The organism is Fictibacillus terranigra (assembly GCF_030412265.1).
Lineage (GTDB): Bacteria > Bacillota > Bacilli > Bacillales > Fictibacillaceae > Fictibacillus_C > Fictibacillus_C terrinigri.
Genome location: NZ_JAUHLN010000002.1, coordinates 1,366,622 through 1,390,346, shown reverse-complemented (window position 1 = coordinate 1,390,346; position 23,725 = coordinate 1,366,622). Strand labels below are relative to the sequence as shown.

Genomic DNA, 23,725 nt, shown 5'->3' with positions numbered 1-23,725 from the left:
TTCAATTAAGGGAGTTGAATCAGGAAGATGCAGAGTTATTAATCTCTTATTTTCCGAAAATCGTGAAGACCGATACGTACCGAAAGCAGCTGCAAACGCGGAATTTGCTCATTGGTTATCTGCTATACACCACAGGCCTTCGCGCCAGTGAGCTACTTAATCTAAACTGGGGAAGTTTTCGGAAAAACCGACGGGGGAATTTATTGGTGGATGTGATCGGAAAAGGGAATAAACCTCGGACCATTCCGATAAAGCGAGAAACCAAGGATCTGTTATTTAACTATCGGAAACTATTACAGGAATCAACGGCACTCAATATGCAAGATACCAGTCCTTTATTTTACTCTCTATTTCCTCTTCCCCTGATTGCTTGATTAGTCACTTTCAATCATGAAGAGGTTAGTAAATTTGGAAATCATGTGGCTTATTTTTAGCCCAGCTTCTCTGAAAAAACATCCAGTATTTTTTCTTTGTTTTTATGTAACGCCGGTACAACGATGTGGGATGGAGGATCATGGTCATCAACCTGGATTTTTTAAACTAGACAAACAAAAAAAGGAGTGCATCTATAGCACTCCTTTCGCCATACTTTTTACTTATTTATTTAACTTTGTGATTCGGCCGTCGATCGAAGGATTTACTTCGCCTTTTGACTTGATATATTTTACTAATGCATCGAGATCAACAATATCAACGACTTTGTTTTGGCCATCTTTTAATGTGGTATAACCATCTCCACCGCTTGCCATGAAGCTGTTCACTGTTGCAGTATAGGTTTTAGACGGGTCGAGCGGTGTACCATCTGGCAGTGTGATTTCTACAACCTTTTCTCCTGCAGGTTTAGAATCGTCATACTTTACTTTTAGCCCGGAAATTTGAAGAATCTTTCCACTTGAACCATTCGCCCATTGGTCGTTGAACAAGCTTTTTACTTGATCACCTGTTAATTCCATCTTCACAAGATCATTGCCAAATGGTTGAACGGTGAAAGCTTCCTTCCATAGAATGTCGCCTGCATCAATATCCGCACGGATGCCGCCTGGATTCATAAAGGCGAAATCCGTGCCAGTTTGGGCCTTCATAGAATCAGCAATCATGTTGCCCATTGCAGATTCTCCATCTGCGTTTTGCTCTTTACTGATAGGAGAAGGAGTCGTTCCAATCTTTTCATTAAGAATTGGGGCTACATCCGCTGTATATTTATCAACCAGTTTCTTAATTTGTGCATCTGGTTCAATTTTATCACGATAAGTGGTTACGATCTCTGCTTTCTTTTGTACGATATCTTTGGTTAATGGATTGATGACTAGGTCAACATCCGAAAATGCTGTACCGTAAGAATATGACTGTACGAGTAATTTATTATCAACTGTTGCATTTGTTAACGCGTGATTGTGGCCGCCAAACAGCACGTCGACTTCATCATCAACGCCTTTAGCGATATCTACTAATTCTCCAGAAGGATTAGAACCGTCGGCATTTGAAGTTGAAGGATTATGCGCCAATACTACAATGGATTTTACTCCTTTCGCTTTCAATTCCGCCGCATATTTATTAATCGCTTGCGTTTCATCTGTGAATTCTACGCCTTCTACTCCGCTTGGCATAACGACGCTTGGTGTATCGGATAAAGCAACACCGATAAAGCCGATAGGAACGCCTCCTACCTTCTTAATCACATAAGGAGGAAGAACTGGCTTATTTGTTTCTTTATTAATAACATTTGCCGCTACATAAGGGAAGTCTGCTCCCTCGAACTCACCGTATTTATCCACCGTTTTAGGATGGCTACCCCCGTTTATTAGGCGGAGCATTTCCTGAACGCCTTCGTCAAACTCATGGTTTCCGACCGTGCCCACATCAAAGCCTGTTTCATTTAGAAAATCAATAGTTGGCTCGTCCTGAAGCAAAGCAGATACAGGAGAACTTGCACCCACCGCATCGCCGGCATGGACCTTTAGGGTATTCTCCGGGTTTGTTGCTTCCCGTTGCTTAAGGTAAGCCGCAAGGTACTCTGCTCCACCTGCGTTAAGTTTTGTATTGTACGTATCAAGCTGCCCATGAAAATCATTAATTCCTAGCAGTTGAACATTCACGTTCTTTGGTGTTTTGGCTGCGTTAGCAGTATCCATTGCGAACGAAGACGAAAGCGTGGATAACGCTAGGGTTGCAGCTACAAAGGACCATTTTATTTTACTAAATGACGGTTTCCCCATATAATGACCTCTCCCTTATTAATCTAGTAAATATGTCACGATTATAGTTATTCGGCTGGATTATAGAAAGAGTGAGGATTTACTTTGTAATAGATTAGTAAAGAAATTATGAAATTTTGTAATTGATAAGATTTCAACTTCAATAAAAAAGCGCGACCATATTTAGCCACGCTTTGTTACTGTTTTTTATTATCCTACAACAACAAACTCAAAGCCACAACTTTACGAACGAGAACACCGCCTGTTTCTAAAGTTGCGTTCCAAGATAAACCGTAGTCTTAGCGGTTTATCTTACCGGTCATTGTGCTTCCGTCAATTTACTGCGAAAAAAATTTCATAAATCTGGGAATACTCATTACCCCTCCTAAGACAGTGCTTATAGCATCTTAGGCTGATTGACTTTAACAATCAACCACAGGTGCATATCTGATATTGATCGCACCGATAATGTCTCTATGTTTTTAAAAACCTGTATTTTCTGCCCTGCGCCTTATTTTTTTCAGAACATTTCGGGCACGTTTGACCAAATTTGTGCCATCCACTTGTCAGAGTTTTTAGTCAAGTCTTTGAGGTATGATGCAGTAAGTTTAGTAGGGAAAAACCCCCTGCCTGTCACGTACCAAATTCTCTAATACAAAACATTTACGAGTCCAGTAATTATATTGTTCATACAGCTCTTTTTCTCCTTGTCGATAATAGGCATCTTCTCGGTGGTTGAGTGCTCTGAGGATCGATCGCCGTGATTCATAGGTTTTGAACCGTTCACTACTTGCGATTTTTTACAAATAGAGAAGTTCTATGTCCGGCTGATGGTCCGGCTTAACGTTTTTTCGTTTTCCGTCTTCTTGGACATCCTCTAAAGAAATGACCATCTCACAAAATGAACATTCATGATGATCTTCACGGTTGTCTACCATGCTTCCGCAATAGGGACATGTCTTCATTCGATTCATCTCCTATGCATTGTTATGAAGGAAGAATCGGCAGCCGATTCTTATCCTGCTTCCGTGAGGGAAGGGGGGCAACCCCCCCTATTTGTTCCAGGACTGGACAGCAAGAGACACCCCAGTGCAAACGCAGACAATGAAATAAAGCCGTTTTTCATAAGGAATGGGGCTATAAGCAAAACGTACAGGAGACTAAATATATTTGACCTAATAATTAAATCATGAACTTATTCCTAATGAACCATCATCATTTGAATCATTAGCAAATAATAGAAAGGCTTCACCAAATAGCCGATGGGGGGGTTAAGGTGGAGGCTTTTCTTATGTCTAAATGATAGGTGGAAGTATGTGCACGTATTATTTTTCCATACATAGTATAAAAATTATAATATTACCTTGACAGTCATAGTACTTCGTTGCATAATGCTGATAGGGAGGTAATTTTATGAGCGAGAACAAAATCACATCCGACCTGCTGCGTGGCCATACCGATACGATGATTTTACGGCTCCTGTCCGAAGCGGATCGTTATGGGTACGAAATTGTTAAGTTGATTGCTGAACGGTCGGACGGCAATTATGAGTTAAAGGAAGCCACGATGTACTCCAGCCTTCGCCGACTTGAAGCAGACGGCGATGTGGAGTGGTACTGGGGCGATGGGTCTCAGGGAGGACGGCGTAAGTATTTTAAAATCACCGAAAAAGGTAAAGCGACTCACACCAACAACATCAGCAATTGGGAGTATGCAAAACGTGTCTTAGAAAAATTATTATAAGGGAGATGCAATGGAATGAACGAAAAACTAAATCAATACGTAAATGGCGTTTTTGCACCATATAATGGGGTGAAAAGTGTGGATGAATTACAGGCTGATCTGCTGACCGATCTGCAGGAGCGGTTCAACGAACTAAAAAAAGAAGGGAAGGACGATGAAACAGCATTAGAGATGACGATTGACAGCATTGGTGATATTGAACAAACGGTACAGGAAGTTGCCAACCTCACCCGATCATTGGAGCGTCAGGTGCTGACCAACCTCAGCTCCAGCGACTTAACAAATAGTGACTTTGCAGGTGTTACCGCACACAAAGGAAAATTTGCGGGGAGCTCCTTACACGGCTCCGACTTTTCCAACTCAGACCTGACCGGCAGCTCATTTAAGTCAAGCGATGTGCGTGAAGCCAATTTCAACAATGCAAATCTGACAGACTGCACCTTCTCCACCCTAGACCTCTCCAATTCTAGCTTCAACCAATCCATCCTTGTGCGCACAACCTTCAGTAAGTCGTCGCTTGCCGGTGTCGAATTCAAAGATATAACCATGACCGATGTGAAGCTGACCATGACCGATCTTAGTAAAACCACCTTTGAAAACTGCACCTTTGACGGCGTGGACTTCACAAATTCTTCTTTAGAAGGATTAAACCTGGATCATCAAACCTTTATCGGCGTTAAATTTGATAAGGCCGGGCTGAAAGAAGTAACGTTCAGAGGCGCAACCCTCAAAAATGTATCCTTTAAGGGACCTGCCTTGTCTAAGAAATTTTACCGGGCGATAAAAACCATCTGCTTTGACGGTGCAAGGATGGATAAACTGACCTATGCCGCGCTTAAAGGTTTGGAAGCCGATTTATCCAAGGTTACGGTTTTTTAAAGAGTTCAGAATAGGAGGAGAAGAGGATGCAAAACCAGTCCATTCAGGTAAAAGGTTTGCAAAAGTCCTATAAGAAGCTTCAGGTTCTAAAGGGTGTAGATTTTGAAGTGGAAAAGGGAACGATTTTTGCTTTGCTTGGTTCCAACGGCGCCGGTAAGACAACGGTTGTCAAAATTCTCTCTACGCTGCTGAAACCGGATGGAGGGACAGCGACCGTAAACGGATTTGAGGTCGTGTCAAAGAGCGAGAATGTCCGAAAGTCGATCAGCCTGACCGGGCAATTTGCCGCTGTGGATGAGGTGTTGACCGGGCGTGAAAATCTGATTATGATCGCCAGACTCCGGCACCTTGAGCAACCCCGTCAAGTCGCGGATGAGCTGCTGCAACGCTTCGGTTTGACCGGCGCCGCTGACCGGAGGGCGTCTACTTATTCAGGCGGCATGCGCCGCAGGCTCGACATCGCCATGAGCCTTATCGGCAAACCGCAGATTATTTTCCTAGACGAACCGACGACCGGACTGGATCCCGAGGCGCGCATCGAGGTTTGGAAGGTCGTCAAAGAACTGGCTGACAGCGGCACGACGGTATTCTTGACCACTCAGTATTTGGAGGAGGCAGAACAGCTTGCCGATCGAATTGCCATCCTGCATGAGGGCAGGTTGATTGCCAGCGGTACGCTTGAGAAACTGAAAAAGCTGTTCCCGCCTGCAAAAGTGGAATATGTGGAAAAACAGCCTTCATTGGAAGAAATATTCCTCACGATCATCAATAAAAAGGAGGAAACTAAAGATGAATAAACATTTCTTCAGCGACATGGGAGTGATGGTTGGACGTTCGATGCGCCATATTTCCCGCAGTATGGATACCATCATCACGGTCACGATTACGCCAATTGCTTTATTGCTGCTGTTCGTTTATGTGTTTGGCGGGGCCATTCAAACCGGTACGGATCACTATGTGAACTACCTGATGCCCGGCATCTTGCTGATCGCGGTTGCGAGTGGTATCTCTTATACGGCTTACCGCCTGTTTCTGGATAAGTCAAAGGGGATCTTTGAGCGATTCCACTCCATGCCGATTGCGCGTTCCACCGTGCTGTGGGGGCACGTGCTGACCTCGCTTGTATCCAATGCCCTTTCTGTTATCATCATCATTTTTGTGGCGCTCATCATGGGCTTTCGCTCATCGGCCGGAGTCCTGTCATGGCTAGCTGTAGCTGGTATTATTGCGCTTTTTACGCTCGCCCTGACCTGGATGGCAGCAATTGCCGGGCTATCCGCAAAATCGGTGGATGGTGTAAGCGCCTTTTCCTATCCGCTCATCTTCCTTCCGTTTATCAGCTCAGCGTTTGTACCCACCGAGTCAATGCCGTGGGCCGTTCGCGCCTTTGCCGAAAACCAGCCCGTCACCTCCATTGTAGAATCCATCCGTGCGCTGCTGTCAAACCAGCCAGTTGGAAATGAGATTTGGATTGCTCTTGCGTGGTGCGTTGGGATTATGATCGTAGCTTATTTCTTTGCCATGAGGGTGTATAAAGCACGGAGATGAAGATTTAAACGAAAAAATAGGAAACCCGAGGGTTTCCTAGCAGGCTGTCGAGAAACTCTCAACAGTCTAATTTTTTATCCATCAACTTTATTTATTCACCGCGTTAATTTGTTATAATATAACTAACAAATCAGGTTCGGATGGTGTTTGTATGTATAGTGGAGACTATAGAATCACTAAAGCAAAAGTTACTAACTAAAGAAATTTTGAATGTTTAAAATAAAGTATCGAAATGTGGCATTACGCCTCAATTACTAGCTAAACGTTTTTCAAATTCAGTCTTAAACAGCAGAATAGCATCAATATTTACAGCAAAATCGTGGTCACTGATATTAAAATTAGTTATAAACTCGTCAGACTTCTCACGAACCATAATTGTCGGAAGGTTATTGCCTCCAATAGTTTCCAGAGTTACACCACTTCCATAAATATACCAGTTAGTTTCAGTAGGCTTATTTGCTGCATTTTTAGATAAATCATTTTTTATTATTTCGCATAAATTATCCATAAAATCTTCATTAAGATTAATGATTTTTCCATGCTCACCATCAACTGATATATCAGCATCTCCATACCAAATATTCCTGCTTGCTCGCCTTCCTTCATTTGAAGTGTATGTTTCATCATACAAAATCTTCATTTTCATTACCCTCCGTAAAATAAAATTACTTTACACTATTTTACAACAATTAAAATTTTAAGCAAACTTGCTGTTAGTCCCACTAACTTGTAAGAGTCAGCAAGCTTCTTCTTTGTATAGACAGCGAACATTGTGAAAAAATGCACTTAAACTGACGGGTGCTTTAGTTGAAGATGATATTATTTGGTAATGCTTTAAACCTATCTTAAACGCTTAAATTTCAATTTTGGGACGTTTTTAGTGTTTTAGGTTGCAATGACCCATACCAACGGAACAACTCCATCAAACTAAAGATACAAGGTATTTGGTGGTCACATAGAAAGAGGCTTTTGCAAGGTATTAAATACATTAGAAGTAGTTATTGTGGAAGAAGAGAACATTTTGCTAAGCAGACAGTTTGATGAAGAGACCGGCTTCATACAAACGGTTCCTATAAGCGTAGTAAAATATGTACGAATCCTAGTTTCCTAGGTATTGAAAACAAAAGGAATTTTTAAAATAGTGGTGGTTGGTCATGGATTCCATAGAGAATAATTGTGTCTATTTAGCTGGTCCAAAAAAATACCGATGGAGGGGATCTATGGGTTGCTGAAGTGAATGGTGAAATCGTCGGTTCGATTGCCATTACGAAGTCCAGTGATACAGTAGCACAGCTAAGATGGTTTGTGGGTATCCGGCTGAATGGGGTTATTTGCGACTATATAAACCAATAAGGGAAGGTAGCTGTGGATGTTCTTTCAATGGAAACACAAGCATTTCCGCTTGCAAATTTGTTTGTGTTTTTAATTTCGAAAAAAATCATTTTTCTTCTCTCCCTAAAAAAACAGGAAATGTAAATGTACAAATAGCCTTTTTCTTTCAGACTAGTGTATTCGGCCTTCGCATTAGATAGCTGATCCAGTACATCAATACCGATGAGTTTCCCGGCAGCTGCGAGTCTTCCTGTAACTTCATTAGACAACGAATAATTCTAAGTTCTGTAATAGATGGTTCCAGTGATTATGTTCATGTCCTCTTGAAAGGACAAAACCCTTTCTCTTAGCGTAAGGGACTAAGAGAAAGGGTCGAAAAGGGGTGGCGTGAAATTCATTTTAACACCTGTGCAAAATAAAAAGGAACAAAAACAGACCTTTTTTAAAAACTCTTTACAACTTTACAAACTATAACCCTTATTGTAGCCAGCTTTACGACTGTCTTTTTATATGAAAATTCCCAAGGCCCCATTCCTTATCTATACGATGGCTTGTATCTTCAACTGAAGATACACACACAGCCTTCATTCCATTAAGGATTTTGAAACATGGCGAAATGCCTTACAACCTCGGTGTCCCTTCCAAGCTATAAAATCCCCACAATCTTTAGTATGTTACCTTCCATAACGGAGCAAAGTGATTGAACAGGAAGTTAGAAGAAGAAAATCGGTTATTTTTAGATTTTTATGTTTTATACGAACAAATGTTCGTGTATAATTTATTGAACAGGGTGATTACATTAGGATTCGAGATCAGTAGAATCTCCTACTGACATTTTGGTAAATTCAAGGAGGATGAAACATGTCACAACTGTTCTTTATTGTAGTAATAGGTCTTGTCATTTCTGGTATATTTATGGCATCTTGGATAGAAGGACAACAGCAAAGTGTAAACTATCTTTACATAACAAATTCTGTATTCCATCCATCCTTTCGTTCAAAAATCGATCGATAATGAGAAAAGGGATTAAGTGACTTGAACTCCCACCACTTAGAACTAGCCGTTGCGGTAGGTGAGAAATCACAACCACACGAATAAATAAAACTTTGGGCGTTCCTTCGGGAATGCCTTTTGTACATTAGGGGAGAAAAACGGATGAATGAAGTATTGTTTGATGCAAATGAATTGTTCGGAGTAGAAGAAAAGAAAAGCGTTTATACAGTTGTGAATAACGTCCGTAACTTACAAGCTCAGGCAGGAGAAAAGCTTCTTCGTATCGGTGAAGAACTGGCATATGCAAAAGAGAACGGATTCTTTGATGAAGCGTTAGGGTCATTGGATTTGAGTAATAGGGACGGACACCGCTTCCTGCAATGCTATAAGAGGTTTGGACGCAATGCGTCACATTCATGTTTACCGGATTCTAAGCTATATGAACTAGTACAGTTTCCTGAAGACATTCCTTCAGAACGGTTAGTTGAATATGGGGAAATGATGAACCGTCAACAATTACGAGAACTAAAGGCACAGCTTAAAGGAACAAAGCCAAAAAGGGCTATTGATGATATAGAACGGGCTAGGAAGGTTCTGGACAAGCTTACCGATGAGGAAATAAAGCAATTATTAAATGAATACAGGGGGAAATTGAAATGAAAGTAAAAGCACAAATAGGCTATTGGATTAACGGTAAATGGTCACTTACAGAGAAACCGATTGGTAGAATGTTTAAGCCTAATCATTATGACATGGGAACTATTCAGCTTCCAAACGGTAACAGCCGGAAATGCTGCACTATAAACGGTGAAACCTATGTAAAGATTCGGCATAAGAACATGCCAAAAAGTTCTATTGTATTCAATGGGACAAACTTAGAAGATGTATTTAAATATGCTGTCCTTTTAGCGGACAACTGGTTTTACATTAATGTGAATTTATTGGATGTAGCTGCATGATTATCGTTCTTATTAAAGTAAAGCACCCGATTTTTGAATTAGAAGAAATTGGCTTCAGGTTCTCTTGAAAAATATATAAACTATAACACCTAAAATTAATGCTATACCTCCGCAAAGTATAACCTGATATATAATATCGCCTAACATGGCCTGTTCCTCCTATTCTAAATAAATAAATCTATATACAAGCTTTTTCTCTATTTTATCATTATTTCTACAACTTGGCGGAGGAAATGACAAACTAAATAACAAGGAATTGGCATCAATTATTAAAAGTAAAACAAGAACGCATTTCTGGAACTGTCCGAGAAGGACGGCTAGTTGATAATAAAATTGTATGGGAAGACGGGGAAATTGAATATGTACATTGTCGAATACAAGCTTAACGACAGATACCTAATTCACTATAAACTTGAAGGGCTAACTATTCAGGAAATTATCACAGAAGCAAACAGACAATTTAAGAACAGCTATATCACAAATAAGGAATGTGCTTCAGGCTAAATTTACAGGCTTGAGGAAGACGGTCACCGTACACTAATAGGGAGGTTATGACAAATGGCTAGAAAGAAAACATTGACGGACAATATGAAGAAGTTTGCCGTTAGTTATATTGCTAATAGGGGCAACATAGCAGAAACAGCGAAGCAAATTGGCTTATCTAATAAGACTTGTTATGGCTATCTTCAGAATGAACTGGTACAGCAAGAGGTAGACCACCTTATGTCCATTGTTCCACAGGAGAAGATAAGAAGTGCCGTACAACTTCGAGAGGAATTAAATAACATGCTTGACCCTGAATATAAGGACGAGATGATTGACCTTAAGGGGAACATACGGAAGGTTAAACCGCCGTTAAGGGACAGGGTAAAGGCAGTAGAATTGCTTGGTAAATTCCAAGGGGCATTCGTCCAGAAGCATGAGGTACAGCAAGCACACTTTGTTATTGACCTTATTGAAGAAGATGAAGAAGACGATAGAACAATAATAGATGCAGACTATGTAGAACTGTAAGACAACGGGAGGTCACTTTAATTAGTGGCTTCCTTTTTTTATGCACGAAACATGTTCGTATAAGTGAAGTATGGGAAAAACACCTTAGAGGTTTTTCAAAAATTTCATGTTTGTGCTGTTAGTTTAATATTATGTTGAGTTTCCATTTATCAAAGTTCCCTCTAACTAGGCAGTTTTTAGCTAAAGAAGGAAGTTATTAAAATGAGGTAGAATATTATTGGTAAAACGGCTAGAGAGAGGATAATTGTAAGTGCCGAAAATCGACATACCATTATTACTAAAATTTGGGGAAAAACAGCATGTTGAAGCATTATTGAATAAAGGAAATATTTTTATGCAAAGGTTGGGTCATTATAAAGATTTGGAGAAAGATGAATTACAAAAAAAAATAAAGAGGGCAGATAAGTATGACGGTGTCTTTGAAAGGTACAAGTCTCCTAAAGTAACAATTACCGTTGAAGGGCAGGAAATAGAACTTAGAACCGGGTTTGTTGATATTAGCCTTGATGAAATAATGGATAGTTATGTCTATTGTATGGCGGGTATTAGTATTGACCGAATTTACGACTATAAAGCGGGTAAAATAGACAGGCTTATCCCTAAAGAACTAGAAAAATTCGGAGAAGGCTGTGCGGTTATAACTGATACTGCAGACTTTGTGAAGAAATTTAAAAATACTTTTCCTGTCGAGTACTTAAATTTTATTGAATACATTGATTTAGAAAATACAAATGGGAGAATAGGACCTTTTAAGAAAGACCTTGCGTTTAAAGAACAGCTGGAATTCAGATTTATAATGAAAAACGAAGAAGGAAATAAGGGGCATCTCACAAAAGAAATTGGTGCACTTAGTGGTGCGTTCTGTACCGATTCTTATGAAATAGAAACGACCTTAACCAAAAAACTGATTGGAAGAGTAAAAACCACTGACGGTAAAGAAAAAGAAATGGATTTTATTGATTTTTTGATTGCGAGGTATGAAGAAACTTTGTGAGTTAGCTTTATTAACTTTATCATTTACTATTACCTTTAATGTCAATTGTAATCGTTTTATTAAAGAAAAGTTTGAGGAAGATAGTTAAATGAAAATAAAAAAGGTAAAGACGGGGAAATGCCTTAATGGACATTGATTTGCTGAATAATATCATTACAAATGTTGTTACCCTTGCTGTTGGAACCGTTGGTGCTATAGTCGGCTATAAAGCAGCGATTAAAGGGGCTAAAATGCAAATTGAGAATGAACATAAGAAATTACAAGAAGCTGTTGAGGAACAGGCTGAATTCACAAAAAGTGCTATTGAAAATTTTATTAGAACGGAGATTGACCATAATTTCTCACAAATTAAATTCGATGAGTTTAAATATCAACTCCAAGAGAATGAAGCCCCATTTCCTTATTACTTTCATAATTCAGAGATTGATTTTACCTATGAAGAATTCAATAGCTTGAAGTACGAAATAATAAAATTTGAAAGCCCACAGGCTAAAGAATTAATAAGTATTTACGATATGTTTCGTTTAATTGAACGAAAACAAGATGTGGAATTTTTTACTCAATTACAATATGATGAGTTTAAAAAGACATATTTTCTATGTTATTTTGAGTACAGTTTATTTGCGTAACCCCCTTAATGCATAAGGGGGTTTTTTATTGCTGTAATAAGAAACATTGGACAACACGATCGTAGTTACCGCGATGGGAACAATCGTCGGCGATCTGGGTGGCCTTGAAAACTTTGTATGGGTAGTCTCAGCCTACATGGTAGCTGAAATGGCAGGAATGCCGATTTTCGGGAAGCTGTCGGATATGTACGGCAGAAAGAGATTCTTTATTTTTGGGCTGATCCTGTTTATGGTGGGTTCGTCACTATGCGGAACAGCTGACAGTATTCTTCAGCTCGGCATCTACCGGGCGATACAGGGGATTGGCGGAGGAGCCTTGATTCCCATTGCGTTTACCATTGTTTTTGATATCTTTCCTCCAGAAAAAAGAGGGAAAATGGGAGGGCTGTTTGGAGCGGTCTTTGGGCTTTCCAGTATTTTCGGCCCGCTTCTTGGGGCGTATATCACCGATAACATCAGTTGGCACTGGGTTTTTTACATCAACCTGCCATTGGGAATTCTGGCGTTGGTGTTCGTGGGTTTATTCTATAAAGAATCACATGTTCATACGAAGCAAAAAATCGACTGGCTCGGCGCCGTAACATTGATCGGAGCTGTCGTTTGCCTCATGTTTTCACTGGAACTTGGCGGCCAGAAGTTTGATTGGAGCTCCTGGCAGATCATCAGTTTGTTGGGCAGGATTTGCTGTACTGTTTCTTCTGTTTTTGGGAGTGGAACGAAAAGCGGAAGAACCGATCATTTCATTTAAAATGTTCCAGAACCGCCTGTTTGCGGGCAGTACAATCGTTGCGTTCTTCTACGGAGCCACGTTTATGGCAGCTACGGTTTATATTCCCATTTTTGTTCAGGGCGTTTACGGGGGAACGGCGACCAACTCAGGGCTGATCCTGCTTCCAATGATGCTTGGTTCAGTCGTTACCGTACAGCTTGGGGGATTTCTGACTTCCAAGATGAGCTACCGCAATATTAAGTTTCTTTCTGGGATCATTATGATCGGTGGATTTGCATTATTGAGCACAATCACACCGGATACGAGCAGGCTGGTACTGACGCTGTATATGATCGTTGTCGGTCTGGGGATAGGATTTTCCTTCTCTGTACTCAGCATGGCAGCCATCCATAATTTCGGCATGCTGCAGACAGGTTCCGCTACATCAACAAGCAATTTTATACGTTCGCTCGGAATGACGCTCGGAATAACTATCTTCGGTACCATTCAAAGGAGCGATCTGGCCTCACAGCTAAAGGAAACATTTAACGGAATGGGAGGAACCATGCCGGGCAGCGGAGCAGGCGATGCAAGACAGATCCTGTCCGAGCAGGCAAGGGCAATGATCCCTGCGCCTATACTCGAAAAAATTACAGCAGACGGTGCCAGGCACGGGTGTTACACAAGTGTCAAAAGGGGGTGCCTGACACCAAAATGCGGTGCTTGTATAATAAGACTCTTATTATACATTGGCACTGCTTTTTTTATTCTTTTCTCAGCTCGTGAGGGACACGGCCGTCGCTCGGTTCGCTTCCTTCTTTTGTGTTATGTATCGTCCAGGAAATCAGCGTGGCGCTGTCCCGGCCATGATGAGCTTCCACGGACTGCAGAAGCCGCAGCACACCATCTTCCACATTGGCGGCATCCGCAAAAACTTCATGCACCTTCTTTGCATCTTCAAAGCCTGAGTTCGGGCATTCGATCATTCCATCAGTAGCAAGAAGCAGAACCGTTTTGCCTTTTCGCAGTTCGCGCACTCCGGTGCTGTAACAAGGCAAAGGCTGTTCAAAGGTATTGACCTTACCGATCCACTCATAAAAGTTCCGCTGGTTCAATTGGTATTGCTTAAAGTCCGAGAGTTCGGGATGAAACAGATAAAGCACGCAATCGCCGATCGAAAGCCACCATACATAATTTTCTTTGCGGAATGCGATCAGGCAAGCCGTCTCGCCTTTTATCATCTGGCACTTCGAACGAAATTCTGAACTCCTGAACAATGAGGCCAAACGAGATTCCAACTCTATGAAACAAGCAGGCGCGGGAAGCTTGATCGTTTCAAGTAAACTCTCTTTTTGAGTTACCAGTTCCTCAACCACGAGCTCGGCACTCTCCGCACTATAATGGGCATCCAAGATGACGGCAAACTCCCAATCTTCTTTTTCACCGGCCCAAACGAGGCAGCCGTCTTCGTTCTTATTGGCGCCGGAAAGAGAGTTCCCTCCATATCTCCCGACCGTGATATGATTAATAGAGGAGAGATCAGGTTGATCTATATAAGGGTAAGAGCTGCCGACCCAGCTGATTTCATTCATTAATGGTTTCATCATCCATCTCCATGTGAGCTCTCAGTCTCTCGCATACCCTATCAAGTGTTTCGCCTGTGCCGTACGGAGCATTCTCCCAGTCCAGGACTTCCCGCGGTCCCCAGTATTCTTTCGGTGTGCCGGGATACCGGGGAGTAATATGCATATGAAGATGGGGAACGCCATGTCCGGAAACTCGAGCGTATATGTGTTCTGCACCTTCACTTTCCCTGAGGGCTTTGCTTATTCTTGCCATGGCCACGCCGAAAGCCTTGGCTTCTTCAAGGTTCATATCTGCCAATGTTTCCGCATGGCGCTTTATATCAATCATGACATATCCAAGGTAAGCTGGATTGCCGCCTTTATCGATATGTCCGATGTATACGTAATCATCTTCGTAGATCATCTTGCCGGCTGTTGTTATGGTGCCTTGGTGCTTGCTGCATATAAAACAGGAATCAATCATACTGTACAGCTCCTTTTAGATATTTTTCAAATTATATACGATAATCATTAATTTAGGAATAGTTTTCCAGTAAAAAAGGAGCGATGAAAATGGCGAAAAGATGGGCGCTCTCGTGGAGCGGAGGAAAGGATGCCTGCATGGTGCTCGATCAACTTGTGAAACAGGGGGAAGAGGTCGTCTGTTTAATGACGACACTGCCGAAAGAAACAAGCCGAACGTTTGGACATGGAGAGAGTAAAGAACTAATTCAAGCCCAGGCTGATGCTCTTGGCATCCCGCTTGAATGGATTCCGTGTTCTTTCGATTCCTACACGGAAAATTTCATCTCCGAATTGAATTCTTTCAAGCGAAAATACGAACTGGACGGGGTGGCCTTCGGGGACCTGTATCTTGCCGAACACAGACAATGGGGCGAAAACGTTGCTAAACAAGCGGCACTCGAAGCGATTTATCCGCTATGGATGAAAAAAGAAGAAGCCCTTTTAGCGTTGAAAAATTTCGTTGAGTCTGGGTATAGGGCGAAAATCATTAGAGTTTCGAACGGCTTTCTGGATGAAAAGTGGCTGGGAAGAGAAATAGACACTTCGTTCCTTAATGATATTCAGGAAACGGGCATCTGTCCGATGGGGGAGGCAGGAGAATACCATAGCTACGTATACAGCGGGCCTCTTTTTCGTTACCGTGTCCCAGTAAAATCAGGAGAAATCCTGGAACTTGAAACAACAAAGCGGATGGAGCTCTCGTTGCAATAACCGTCTGTTGTCAATAAGGATTGTACCAGCCTGGAAAGGATGGCGGCCAGGGAGGAAACGGGTAGGAGATGGAGTAGGAGTAAGGTGATGAGTAGGGCAATGTATACGAAGATGAATAATGCGGAAAAAAATACGATCCGGAAAAAGATAAAGGTATGGGAGGATGCGGAGCTGTTGTGAATGGCACAGCCGGGACAGCTGGAACCCCTGGAACCCCTGGAACCGATACAGTGACTCGCCCAAAGGAATCACCGTTTTTGAGATGATCAAGCCAGCTGCAATGATGAGTATGATCAAAAAGAGGAAGCATAAAAACCCTCCTGTTTATTCAAACTTTATCCATAAATTATTCGTATCCATAGAGAAAAGTGACGACAGAAAAGGAGAACTGAGGACAGTTCTCCTTTTGGAACTTTCATTTCATGTCAGTTTTTGGGCAACAGCCATGATTTCTTTCGCGGACTTGAAACTCTCATCAATCTGCAGCAGCCTTCTAATCAGGCTTCGGACTTCTGGATCTAATGAAAGCTCTTCGTCCCAGCTTTTCTCCTTTTTCGTAACAGGTTCATAGCCAGAATAGAGCAGGAACAGCAGAAAGTGGCCGAGGGCATAGAAGTCGCTTTTGACAGAAACCTCCCTCATTAAATTCACCTTCATGCGTTTTTGGGGATGTTCATGATCACCGGATAGTCCGCACGCCAGCCCGAAATCAATGATGTGCAGTTTGCCATGGGCAGAAATAATATTGGGGATACGGAGGTCCCGGTGGATGACGCCCTTCTGATGCATGCTGCTGACAATGCCCAGCACCTCTTTAAAAATCTCTAGAGCCTCTATCTCCGAATAACGTATGCCCTCTTGAAAAATCAAATCCTCAAACGTTTGCCCGGATACATAATCCATGACGATAAACCGGCCGCATTCATCCTGCCAGGACTGATGGACAGAGGGAATAGCAGGATGATTGAGCTGTTCAAGAATTTCCTTTTCCCGCTCAAAGGATTGCTGCCCCGATTTCGTCCAGCTCTTCGTTTTCCTCAACTGCTTAACCGCCACTGTCTTCCTGGAATCGGCATCTAAAGCGGCATAGGTTATGCCGTAGCTTCCCATTCCCAGCACTTCATTGATTCGATAACGGCCGAGCAGGGTAGAGCCCGGTTTAAGCGGCCGGTCGATGACCAGCCGATACAGGTCCTTTACCCAATGAAACATCATGAAGATCAGCTGCTGAAGAATCCGCTTTTTCTGCGTTTTCCTTTGTAGTACGAATGTCCGTGGCTTTTTCCGTAATGTTTCTTCCCGTAGTCGCTGCTGCTGAACTTCTTATATGAATGTTTATGATAATCACTGCTGCTGTATCGTTTGTGGCTCCCGCCAAGTAATGATTTCAATAATTTTTTTAACATCAAAAATCAACTCCTTTTCTAACTATACGGCTGAATTTCAGTTTAGTTTCATTTTTGTCCAAATCCGTTGAATGGTAATCCATAGAAATCAGGAGATGAAACTGCCGTAAAAAGATTTTGTGCCGATATAGCTATACTATTTAACTTGTCGTAGAGCGTGAACCATAGTTTAACATTGTATGAAGCTCTGCCATAGGGATATGTTCAGAATAAGGACTAAATGTTATAATGTGGAAAAGAGAAGGGGAATGAGAGTATCCTTCAGCGTTTATCTTTTTCGGAACGATTGCCATTCTGTATTTTTTCATTATGATTCCTATTCAATACTTCTATATTTCCGGGCTGAAGGAGCAAAGCCGTAAAACCGCGTTAAGCCAGCAGGAAATCTATGATAAAATACCGGTTCAGGAGCACAGCTTCATTATCATGTTCAGGGCAACCTTTTCAACCTGCCTTCTGCCCTTGTCGCGAGTCTGATATATAAATTGAAGCATCGATCCATCTGAATCAGCAGCGCTTATTAACAGGCGCTGCTTTTGTTATGCCGTTTCGTTGTTTTTTCACAGAATAATTGATAGTTTAAATAGGAATGCGGAATGAGGAGGATCAGATTGAAGAATTTTACCATTATTAATGCAGCCGTAAATGACGAGGTTCTTGCGTATCAGGCTTCTGCAGAAGACACACAGGAAGTTATGGCGTTGCTTGTGAACACCGCTCAATGGCTGAAAAGCAAGGGATCGACACAATGGAGAGAGCTGCTTGAAGGAAAAGATGTGCATGGAATGGCACGATCCATTTTAGACGGAGATGTGTTCATTTTTAAAAATAAAGAAAGTAAAATCGCAGGAGTTGTCATGCTCCCTCAAAAGGCGAGTGCTTGGGATCTTGAGTTGTGGGGAGAAGACCATCAGGCGGCAATCTATCTTCACCGATTGGCGATCGACCGGAATGCAGCAGGAAAAAATTTGGGCGGGGACATTCTGAATTGGGTGACGAATAGCATCTCGTTTAGCGGAAAGTCTGTCATTCGACTGGACTGTATTGCCAGCAATGAAAGCTTAAACCGCTTCTACAGAGGAGCTGGTTTTACGTTCCGCGGAACAAGTGAAAGCGGCTTTAACATATATGACAAACCGAAAAAATAAAAGACAAGGAACAGCGCCCGGAGGTCAAACCGGCGCTGTTCTGTTCGAAAAATTCCTGGTCGTCGATAGATGAAAAGTAGGATCTGTATTCTTATTTCCCTGTATGAATGACTTTAAAGATATTTTTCGCTTGATCGGTATTGTTGATCAGCCCGGAGAACTTTTCCTTGCCTGGACCATACGCATAAATGTTAACGTCCTCCCCGGTATGGCCTGTGGTCGTCCAGCCTGTGTTGGACCGAAGATCGGCAATTTTTTCGATGGCAGCATCGATTTTAGCCATATCTTTGGTTTTTGCTGCTTCTTTCACACTATTCACTTCGTTCTCAGTTAAGGCAAGCTCCACATATTCATGAAGTGTTTGTTCCACATCAGCCCCGGATGCAATGGTTTCACCCAAGAAATCAGGCGTACGCTTAAATGCCTTCACCGGTTCAGAGAACCAGTTGTATTTACCGTTCGCTCCGATCGATAACCCGCCCGTTGAATGGTCTGCAGTTGCGACAACAAGTGTATGCTTGTCCTTTTTGGCGAATTGGACAGCGGCCTGAAAAGCTTTTTCAAAGTCCTGCATTTCGCTCAACGTGCCGACGACATCGTTATCGTGCTCCGCCCAGTCGATCTGGCTGCCTTCAACCATCAGGAAGAAGCCGTCTTTATCTCGGTCGAGCCTCTGGATCGCCGAGCTGGTCATTTCTTTAAGAGAAGGCAGATCGTGATTACGGTCAATCATTTTAGGCATGCCGCCTTTAGCAAAAAGACCGAGGACCTGTTCGTTCTTGTTGTGCAGAAGCTGTTCCTTCGTTGTGACGTAGCTGTAGCCCGCATTCTTAAATTCGTTCACCAAATTCCTGTCATCACGGATAAAGTTGGTTGAACCGCCTCCAAGGAGTACATCCACTTTATGCTTTCGGTTGATTTTCTCATCAAAATAGTCACTGGCAATTTCATTCATGTTTTTTCGGCTAGGGTCATGAGCACCGAAAGAAGCGGGGGTGGCATGGGCAAGTTCGGATGTCGCAACGAGTCCTGTAGATTTACCGCGAGCTTTTGCGGCTTCAAGGACAGTCTTTAACTCAGTTTTATCATTATCTACTGCGATGGCCGCATTATAGGTTTTTTCTCCAGTGGACATGGCAGTGGCAGCTGATGCTGAATCGGTTATATTTTCATCTGGATCATCAGCATAGGTCATTTGTTTACCTACAAAATAGCGGTCAAATGCGGTCTTCTCCATTTCAACAGTATCCAGATCATCATTCCAATAACGCAATGCTGTTGTTGCGGCAGGACCCATCCCATCACCGATCAAAAAGATAACATTCTTAATTTGCGGTTCCTTGGCTGTATTAAGATTCTTAGCATCTCCATGCATTTGCATTGAAAGGCCTCCAAGCCCGACAGCACTCACCAAGGCCAGCGGCAGCCAGCGTTTTAAACCATCCCTTTTCATCTCGTACCTCCTGTAATTTTTTATATTTATTTGTCAATTTCAGTATATTCATAAACTTTGAGACTCTCAATGGACCATAGGTATTGCCTAATTGGTACTAGATTATAAGAGGTGGTGGAGTGGAAAAAAGAGAGAAACACAAATAAGAGCCAGAGGAAAGGTTCCTTGACTCTTTTAACCGTTTTACTTTTAAAGAAAAAGAATTGATTGCCGCATGATCGGTGTGCTAAAATGTAGTTTGCGACTTACCATTTTTTTAAAGGCGATATTAAATTTACCCAAATTTATTATACTAGGTAAGTGGTTGTTTTGTCAAGCATTTTGGAACCGCAAATTTATAGATAAAGGAGAGGGGTTATGAACCAGTGGGAAACAGAATGGAAAAGAGAGCAGGAACGAGTCAATACGGTTGTTGATCAAGTAAAAAAGAAAATGAACGTTCTCGAGGCGCATCTTGGCGGTAAAAAAGAAGATGTAGTCGAGATCAGAAAAAACTTCTGGGAAGATGTGACCGTCAACTTTGACGATGCGCATGAAGCAGCAGAAACAGCAGCGAGCATTAAGCAGCAGGCGGAATTGCTGTCTGAATTGGAACGGAGCCATAAAAACGCTGAAGATCAGAGGAAAAGCCTTGTAAAACTGAGTGACTCCCCTTACTTCGGAAGAATAGATTTCAAAGAAAACAAGGATGCCAAGGCAGATCGGATTTATCTGGGCGTCGCTTCGTTTTATGATGAAAAAGCAGATGAATTTCTGGTGTATGACTGGAGGGCGCCGATCTCTAGTCTTTACTACGACCATTCGCTTGGCAGAGCGGAATATGAGGCGCCAGAGGGTATCGTTTCAGGAGAGATGCAGCTGAAAAGGCAATATATCATCCGAAATGCAGAAATCAAAAGCATGTTTGATACAGGAGTGACCATTGGAGATGAACTGCTGCAGGAGGTGCTGAGCAGGCAGGCGAACCCCCAGATGAAAAGCATCGTGGCGACGATCCAAAAAGAGCAGAACCAGATTATCCGCAATACGAAGGGTACTCTGCTTATTGTTCAGGGAGCTGCCGGATGCGGGAAAACTTCAGCGGCACTGCAGCGAGTCGCTTACCTCTTATATCGCTACAGAGAAACATTGACAGCCAATCAGATCGTGCTTTTTTCCCCGAACAATGTGTTTAACAGCTATGTCTCGAACGTTTTGCCAGAACTGGGGGAAGAGAACATGCTGCAGACGACGTTCCAGCAGTATGTGTATCACCATCTTGGCGATTCCTACGATCTTGAGGATCCATTGGAACAGATGGAGGCCGTGCTTACCGGGGATGGCCAACCGAGCCACAAAGTCAGACTGGACAGTATCCGTTTTAAGGCTTCGCTGGATTTTATGAATTTGATCGAGGGGTATATATCTCATCTGCACAAGGAGGATATGCTCTTTAAATCTGTAGTATTTCGAGGGAGAGTCTTAATCACAGCTGATCAGATCAAAGAAAAGTTCTATTCTTACCCCTCTGCTGTTTCTATCCCGGACCGGATGAAACTTGTATCAGAATGGCTTGTGAGTGAGGTCAGAAAACTTGAAAAGACGGAGCGGAAGGAACCATGGGTCGAAGAAAAAATACAGCTTCTGGATAAAGAGGTCTATGTCAGGCTCTATCAGAAACTAAGGAAGAAAAAGCAATACACGGAAGATTCGTTTAATGATTTTGAACGGGAGCAGAGACTGTTGTCCGCTTATGTGGTCTCGAAAGCGTTCAAGCCGCTGAAAAAGCGGATCAAGGCTTTGACATTCATTAATCTTAAGGCAATGTACATGAGGCTGTTCACTGGGGAAGGGCTGTCCTGGGAAAGGGAGGATAGCTATCTGCTTCCCGACAGCTGGAAAGAAATCTCCAGGCTGACTGCCAGAACCCTTGGTAATGGAGAGCTGTTATATGAAGATGCTACTCCTTACCTATATTTGAAAGAGCGGCTGGAAGGATTTCAGACCAATACGGCGGTTCGCCATGTTTTCATCGATGAAGCCCAAGATTACTCCCCCTTTCAGTTCGCTTTCATTCAGCGCCTGTTTCCGCGCAGCAAAATGACCGTTTTAGGTGACCTTAACCAGTCCATTTATGTCCATTCCACGGGGGATGCGTTTCAGATGCTGTATGACCATTATGGAAAAGATCATACTGAACGCATCGTATTAATGAGAAGCTATCGTTCGACAAGACCGATTGTTGAATTTACACGGGAAATGCTTCACGAGAAAGATTCCATTATTCCTTTTAACCGGGATGGGGAAAAACCTGTGCTGAAACAGTTTGAAAAGAAAGGAGACCACGCACGTGCCCTTGCTGATACGATTCGAAACCTCCAGGATAGACAGGTGAAGACGATCGCTGTGATCTGCAAGACAGCGAAAGAATGTGAGGAAGCTTACGAAAGCCTGAAGGATCAGGTTGATATCGAACTCATGAAGAAAGATTCTTCGTCTTTCAAGCAAGGTGCACTGATTATTCCATCCTATCTGGCTAAAGGGATTGAATTTGATGCGGTTTTGGTGTTCGATGCCTCAAATTCACAGTACAGCAAAGAAAGTGAGCGCAGGCTTTTTTATACGGTGTGTACCCGTGCCATGCATGAGCTTTATTTGTTTTCGTACGGAGAGGTCTCTGCATTCATCACAGAAGTTCCCGAGGATACATTTATAAGAGAAAATTAATGAAAAAAAAACACACCCTGTTTGGGTGTGTTAGTTTGTAGCTACGACTTTATAGCCAATCTCCTCAAGTTCGTGGATATTGTCGATATTTGTAACGCAGACGGAATCGTCATTCACTCTGCAAACAACTGCTTCATTTTCATGGCAGTTCTGCAAAGCTCCTACAACAGAATCAAACTCTATTCCTTTTATCTCTTTTTGTCCAACTGACCAGGAACGCTGCCGGCTAACGTGATTGACTAACGAAACCATGACGGGACCACCTCCGTATGGGTTTATAAGTTTTATACCACAATTTTAGCATTATACTCCTGCAGTGGCAAAAAGAAATTTATTTGTAACATTTTATCTGTTTATAGCGAAAATTCTGTAAATCCTCAACGTTTTTAACTTCCCGTTTAAGAATGAGAAAAATACAGCCTAAGTTCGGTTTGAAGAGGGTAAGTATCGTTAGTAGTAAACGGGAAGGGAGCTGTAAAAATGAAAGTATTAGTTGTAGGAGCAAACGGAACAACAGGGAGATTAATCCTTCAGGAACTAAATAAAGCAGGTCATGAAACAAGAGCGATGATCAGAGAGAAAGAACAAGCTTCTGAACTGGAAAAGCTCGGGGCAGAAACCGTGCTTGCTGACTTGGAAGGCGATGTTTCAAAAGCCCTAAAAGGCTGTGATGCGGTAATTTTCGCTGCGGGTTCCGGGTCCAAAACAGGTTCGGATAAAACGGCAGCTGTGGATCGGGATGGAGCGATCAATCTTATGGAAGAAGCGGAAAAACAAAACGTGCGAAGGTTTATCTTGCTGAGCAATATGGGAGCGGGAACCCCTGAGAAAGGACCGGAAGAGCTTCAGCACTATTTAGTGATGAAAGGGGAAGCCGAAGACCGGCTTGAATCCAGCAGACTTCATTACACGATCGTCAGGCCGGGTGCCCTTACCAATAGCGAAGGCAACGGGCATATCAGGGCCGGTGAGAATTTGGGAAGCGGGAGTATTGCACGAGCCGATGTGGCCAAAGTGATTGCAGCATCCCTGGATCTTGAGAATGCCAATCATAAAATCTTTGAAATTCTTGAAGGTGATCAGCAGGTAGCTGATGCGTTAAAATCACTGTAAACTCACGATCAACGAGCGAAAGCCGGCTGTCATATCCGGCTTTTTTGTTGTTAAAAATTTATGATGAAAACTGAATACAGAGCAAGACAGCAAAGGCCCTTGA

The 23,725-nt window shown here is 42.4% G+C and carries 24 protein-coding genes and 3 pseudogenes; 16 read left to right on the top strand and 11 right to left on the bottom strand.

Features of this window, described 5'->3' with window-relative positions:
- Nucleotides 1–374: tyrosine-type recombinase/integrase (locus QYF49_RS15195; RefSeq protein WP_290400395.1), on the top strand; the 374-nt coding region annotated here is incomplete at its 5' end.
- A 222-nt stretch (nt 375–596) separates the two neighbouring features.
- On the opposite strand, the gene QYF49_RS15190 is transcribed toward QYF49_RS15195, so the two are convergent.
- The 3 genes and pseudogenes from QYF49_RS15190 to QYF49_RS15180 form a co-directional block, all read right to left on the bottom strand.
- Nucleotides 597–2,216 carry a bifunctional metallophosphatase/5'-nucleotidase gene (locus tag QYF49_RS15190; protein WP_290400394.1) on the bottom strand — a complete coding sequence of 540 codons (1,620 nt, stop codon included), beginning with the start codon at nt 2,214–2,216 and terminating at the stop codon, nt 597–599.
- A 401-nt stretch (nt 2,217–2,617) separates the two neighbouring features.
- Nucleotides 2,618–2,738: pseudogene (locus QYF49_RS15185) on the bottom strand (RNA-guided endonuclease TnpB family protein); the annotation flags it as partial.
- A gap of 257 nt (nt 2,739–2,995) precedes the next feature.
- Entirely contained in the window at nt 2,996–3,160 is a 165-nt protein-coding gene (locus tag QYF49_RS15180) for a hypothetical protein (protein ID WP_290400393.1), read from the bottom strand.
- A 448-nt stretch (nt 3,161–3,608) separates the two neighbouring features.
- On the opposite strand from QYF49_RS15180, the gene QYF49_RS15175 reads away from it, so the two are divergent.
- Genes QYF49_RS15175 through QYF49_RS15160 form a run of 4 tightly spaced genes read left to right on the top strand, consistent with a single transcriptional unit; the run spans nt 3,609 to nt 6,365 of the window.
- Nucleotides 3,609–3,938 carry a PadR family transcriptional regulator gene (locus QYF49_RS15175; RefSeq protein ID WP_290400392.1) on the top strand — a complete coding sequence of 110 codons (330 nt, stop codon included), beginning with the start codon at nt 3,609–3,611 and terminating at the stop codon, nt 3,936–3,938.
- 15 nt (nt 3,939–3,953) lie between these two features.
- Entirely contained in the window at nt 3,954–4,817 is an 864-nt protein-coding gene (locus tag QYF49_RS15170; protein WP_290400391.1) for a pentapeptide repeat-containing protein, read from the top strand.
- A 26-nt stretch (nt 4,818–4,843) separates the two neighbouring features.
- Entirely contained in the window at nt 4,844–5,614 is a 771-nt protein-coding gene (locus tag QYF49_RS15165; protein ID WP_290400390.1) for an ABC transporter ATP-binding protein, read from the top strand.
- On the top strand, nt 5,607–6,365 hold the full coding sequence (locus QYF49_RS15160; protein ID WP_290400466.1) for an ABC transporter permease: 759 nt from the start codon (nt 5,607–5,609) through the stop codon (nt 6,363–6,365). The genes QYF49_RS15165 and QYF49_RS15160 overlap by 8 nt, the downstream gene beginning before the upstream one ends.
- Nucleotides 6,366–6,612: 247 nt before the next feature.
- On the opposite strand, the gene QYF49_RS15155 is transcribed toward QYF49_RS15160, so the two are convergent.
- A complete protein-coding gene (locus tag QYF49_RS15155) occupies nt 6,613–7,005 on the bottom strand; it encodes a hypothetical protein (protein ID WP_290400389.1) in 393 nt (130 codons plus the stop codon).
- A 1,847-nt stretch (nt 7,006–8,852) separates the two neighbouring features.
- On the opposite strand from QYF49_RS15155, the gene QYF49_RS15150 reads away from it, so the two are divergent.
- The 6 genes and pseudogenes from QYF49_RS15150 to QYF49_RS15125 form a co-directional block, all read left to right on the top strand.
- A complete protein-coding gene (locus QYF49_RS15150) occupies nt 8,853–9,350 on the top strand; it encodes a hypothetical protein (protein WP_290400388.1) in 498 nt (165 codons plus the stop codon).
- Nucleotides 9,347–9,649 carry a hypothetical protein gene (locus tag QYF49_RS15145; RefSeq protein ID WP_290400387.1) on the top strand — a complete coding sequence of 101 codons (303 nt, stop codon included), beginning with the start codon at nt 9,347–9,349 and terminating at the stop codon, nt 9,647–9,649. The genes QYF49_RS15150 and QYF49_RS15145 overlap by 4 nt, the downstream gene beginning before the upstream one ends.
- 558 nt (nt 9,650–10,207) lie before the next feature.
- On the top strand, nt 10,208–10,663 hold the full coding sequence (locus tag QYF49_RS15140) for a terminase small subunit (RefSeq protein WP_290400386.1): 456 nt from the start codon (nt 10,208–10,210) through the stop codon (nt 10,661–10,663).
- A 250-nt stretch (nt 10,664–10,913) separates the two neighbouring features.
- The gene (locus QYF49_RS15135) at nt 10,914–11,657 is read left to right on the top strand and encodes a hypothetical protein (RefSeq protein ID WP_290400385.1); all 744 of its coding nucleotides are present in this window, start codon (nt 10,914–10,916) and stop codon (nt 11,655–11,657) included.
- Between the two features lie 125 nt (nt 11,658–11,782).
- Nucleotides 11,783–12,286: a hypothetical protein gene (locus QYF49_RS15130; RefSeq protein ID WP_290400384.1), complete on the top strand. Its 504-nt coding sequence runs from the start codon at nt 11,783–11,785 to the stop codon at nt 12,284–12,286.
- A gap of 43 nt (nt 12,287–12,329) precedes the next feature.
- A pseudogene (locus QYF49_RS15125) lies at nt 12,330–13,647 on the top strand (MDR family MFS transporter); the annotation flags it as partial.
- A gap of 112 nt (nt 13,648–13,759) precedes the next feature.
- On the opposite strand, the gene QYF49_RS15120 reads toward QYF49_RS15125, so the two are convergent.
- Nucleotides 13,760–14,602, bottom strand: a complete 843-nt coding sequence (locus QYF49_RS15120; RefSeq protein WP_290400383.1) for a PP2C family serine/threonine-protein phosphatase — start codon at nt 14,600–14,602, stop codon at nt 13,760–13,762.
- Nucleotides 14,580–15,044, bottom strand: coding sequence for an HIT family protein (locus QYF49_RS15115; protein ID WP_425589578.1), 465 nt, complete (start codon nt 15,042–15,044; stop codon nt 14,580–14,582). Before QYF49_RS15115 ends, QYF49_RS15120 begins: the two co-directional genes overlap by 23 nt.
- A gap of 89 nt (nt 15,045–15,133) precedes the next feature.
- Here QYF49_RS15115 and QYF49_RS15110 point away from each other — a divergent pair, with 89 nt between their 5' ends.
- A complete protein-coding gene (locus tag QYF49_RS15110) occupies nt 15,134–15,796 on the top strand; it encodes a Dph6-related ATP pyrophosphatase (RefSeq protein WP_290400382.1) in 663 nt (220 codons plus the stop codon).
- A gap of 10 nt (nt 15,797–15,806) precedes the next feature.
- Here QYF49_RS15110 and QYF49_RS15105 read toward each other — a convergent pair whose 3' ends face one another.
- The 3 genes from QYF49_RS15105 to QYF49_RS15095 form a co-directional block, all read right to left on the bottom strand.
- Nucleotides 15,807–16,106, bottom strand: a complete 300-nt coding sequence (locus QYF49_RS15105) for a hypothetical protein (RefSeq protein ID WP_290400381.1) — start codon at nt 16,104–16,106, stop codon at nt 15,807–15,809.
- 110 nt (nt 16,107–16,216) lie between these two features.
- Nucleotides 16,217–17,011, bottom strand: coding sequence for a serine/threonine protein kinase (locus tag QYF49_RS15100; RefSeq protein ID WP_290400380.1), 795 nt, complete (start codon nt 17,009–17,011; stop codon nt 16,217–16,219).
- 5 nt (nt 17,012–17,016) lie between these two features.
- Nucleotides 17,017–17,202: a hypothetical protein gene (locus QYF49_RS15095; RefSeq protein ID WP_290400379.1), complete on the bottom strand. Its 186-nt coding sequence runs from the start codon at nt 17,200–17,202 to the stop codon at nt 17,017–17,019.
- 309 nt (nt 17,203–17,511) lie between these two features.
- Here QYF49_RS15095 and QYF49_RS15090 point away from each other — a divergent pair.
- Nucleotides 17,512–17,708: pseudogene (locus tag QYF49_RS15090) on the top strand (DUF3949 domain-containing protein).
- 105 nt (nt 17,709–17,813) lie between these two features.
- The gene (locus QYF49_RS15085; protein WP_290400378.1) at nt 17,814–18,350 is read left to right on the top strand and encodes a GNAT family N-acetyltransferase; all 537 of its coding nucleotides are present in this window, start codon (nt 17,814–17,816) and stop codon (nt 18,348–18,350) included.
- A 91-nt stretch (nt 18,351–18,441) separates the two neighbouring features.
- Here QYF49_RS15085 and QYF49_RS15080 read toward each other — a convergent pair whose 3' ends face one another.
- Nucleotides 18,442–19,803, bottom strand: coding sequence for an alkaline phosphatase (locus tag QYF49_RS15080; protein WP_290400377.1), 1,362 nt, complete (start codon nt 19,801–19,803; stop codon nt 18,442–18,444).
- A 357-nt stretch (nt 19,804–20,160) separates the two neighbouring features.
- Between QYF49_RS15080 and helD the strand changes: the two genes are divergently transcribed.
- Complete coding sequence (gene helD, locus QYF49_RS15075) at nt 20,161–22,509, top strand: RNA polymerase recycling motor HelD (RefSeq protein WP_290400376.1); 2,349 nt, start codon at nt 20,161–20,163, stop codon at nt 22,507–22,509.
- A gap of 30 nt (nt 22,510–22,539) precedes the next feature.
- Here the strand turns inward: helD and QYF49_RS15070 are convergent, their stop codons facing one another.
- Nucleotides 22,540–22,761 (bottom strand): hypothetical protein, encoded by a 222-nt coding sequence (locus tag QYF49_RS15070; protein ID WP_290400375.1) that lies wholly within the window; start codon nt 22,759–22,761, stop codon nt 22,540–22,542.
- Nucleotides 22,762–22,989: 228 nt separating this feature from the next.
- On the opposite strand from QYF49_RS15070, the gene QYF49_RS15065 reads away from it, so the two are divergent.
- Nucleotides 22,990–23,622: an SDR family oxidoreductase gene (locus QYF49_RS15065; RefSeq protein WP_290400374.1), complete on the top strand. Its 633-nt coding sequence runs from the start codon at nt 22,990–22,992 to the stop codon at nt 23,620–23,622.
- The last annotated feature ends 103 nt before the right edge of the window (nt 23,623–23,725 follow it).

Excerpts from the sequence above, each read along its gene's own strand:
- QYF49_RS15190 (WP_290400394.1), bottom strand. The coding sequence starts at position 2,216 with ATGGGGAAACCGTCATTTAGTAAAATAAAATGGTCCTTTGTAGCTGCA.
- QYF49_RS15180 (WP_290400393.1), bottom strand. The coding sequence starts at position 3,160 with ATGAAGACATGTCCCTATTGCGGAAGCATGGTAGACAACCGTGAAGAT.
- QYF49_RS15175 (WP_290400392.1), top strand. The coding sequence starts at position 3,609 with ATGAGCGAGAACAAAATCACATCCGACCTGCTGCGTGGCCATACCGAT.
- QYF49_RS15170 (WP_290400391.1), top strand. The coding sequence starts at position 3,954 with ATGAACGAAAAACTAAATCAATACGTAAATGGCGTTTTTGCACCATAT.
- QYF49_RS15165 (WP_290400390.1), top strand. The coding sequence starts at position 4,844 with ATGCAAAACCAGTCCATTCAGGTAAAAGGTTTGCAAAAGTCCTATAAG.
- QYF49_RS15160 (WP_290400466.1), top strand. The coding sequence starts at position 5,607 with ATGAATAAACATTTCTTCAGCGACATGGGAGTGATGGTTGGACGTTCG.
- QYF49_RS15155 (WP_290400389.1), bottom strand. The coding sequence starts at position 7,005 with ATGAAGATTTTGTATGATGAAACATACACTTCAAATGAAGGAAGGCGA.
- QYF49_RS15150 (WP_290400388.1), top strand. The coding sequence starts at position 8,853 with ATGAATGAAGTATTGTTTGATGCAAATGAATTGTTCGGAGTAGAAGAA.
- QYF49_RS15145 (WP_290400387.1), top strand. The coding sequence starts at position 9,347 with ATGAAAGTAAAAGCACAAATAGGCTATTGGATTAACGGTAAATGGTCA.
- QYF49_RS15140 (WP_290400386.1), top strand. The coding sequence starts at position 10,208 with ATGGCTAGAAAGAAAACATTGACGGACAATATGAAGAAGTTTGCCGTT.
- QYF49_RS15130 (WP_290400384.1), top strand. The coding sequence starts at position 11,783 with ATGGACATTGATTTGCTGAATAATATCATTACAAATGTTGTTACCCTT.
- QYF49_RS15120 (WP_290400383.1), bottom strand. The coding sequence starts at position 14,602 with ATGATGAAACCATTAATGAATGAAATCAGCTGGGTCGGCAGCTCTTAC.
- QYF49_RS15115 (WP_425589578.1), bottom strand. The coding sequence starts at position 15,044 with ATGATTGATTCCTGTTTTATATGCAGCAAGCACCAAGGCACCATAACA.
- QYF49_RS15110 (WP_290400382.1), top strand. The coding sequence starts at position 15,134 with ATGGCGAAAAGATGGGCGCTCTCGTGGAGCGGAGGAAAGGATGCCTGC.
- QYF49_RS15105 (WP_290400381.1), bottom strand. The coding sequence starts at position 16,106 with ATGCTTCCTCTTTTTGATCATACTCATCATTGCAGCTGGCTTGATCAT.
- QYF49_RS15100 (WP_290400380.1), bottom strand. The coding sequence starts at position 17,011 with ATGATGTTTCATTGGGTAAAGGACCTGTATCGGCTGGTCATCGACCGG.
- QYF49_RS15095 (WP_290400379.1), bottom strand. The coding sequence starts at position 17,202 with ATGTTAAAAAAATTATTGAAATCATTACTTGGCGGGAGCCACAAACGA.
- QYF49_RS15080 (WP_290400377.1), bottom strand. The coding sequence starts at position 19,803 with ATGAAAAGGGATGGTTTAAAACGCTGGCTGCCGCTGGCCTTGGTGAGT.
- helD (WP_290400376.1), top strand. The coding sequence starts at position 20,161 with ATGAACCAGTGGGAAACAGAATGGAAAAGAGAGCAGGAACGAGTCAAT.
- QYF49_RS15070 (WP_290400375.1), bottom strand. The coding sequence starts at position 22,761 with ATGGTTTCGTTAGTCAATCACGTTAGCCGGCAGCGTTCCTGGTCAGTT.
- QYF49_RS15065 (WP_290400374.1), top strand. The coding sequence starts at position 22,990 with ATGAAAGTATTAGTTGTAGGAGCAAACGGAACAACAGGGAGATTAATC.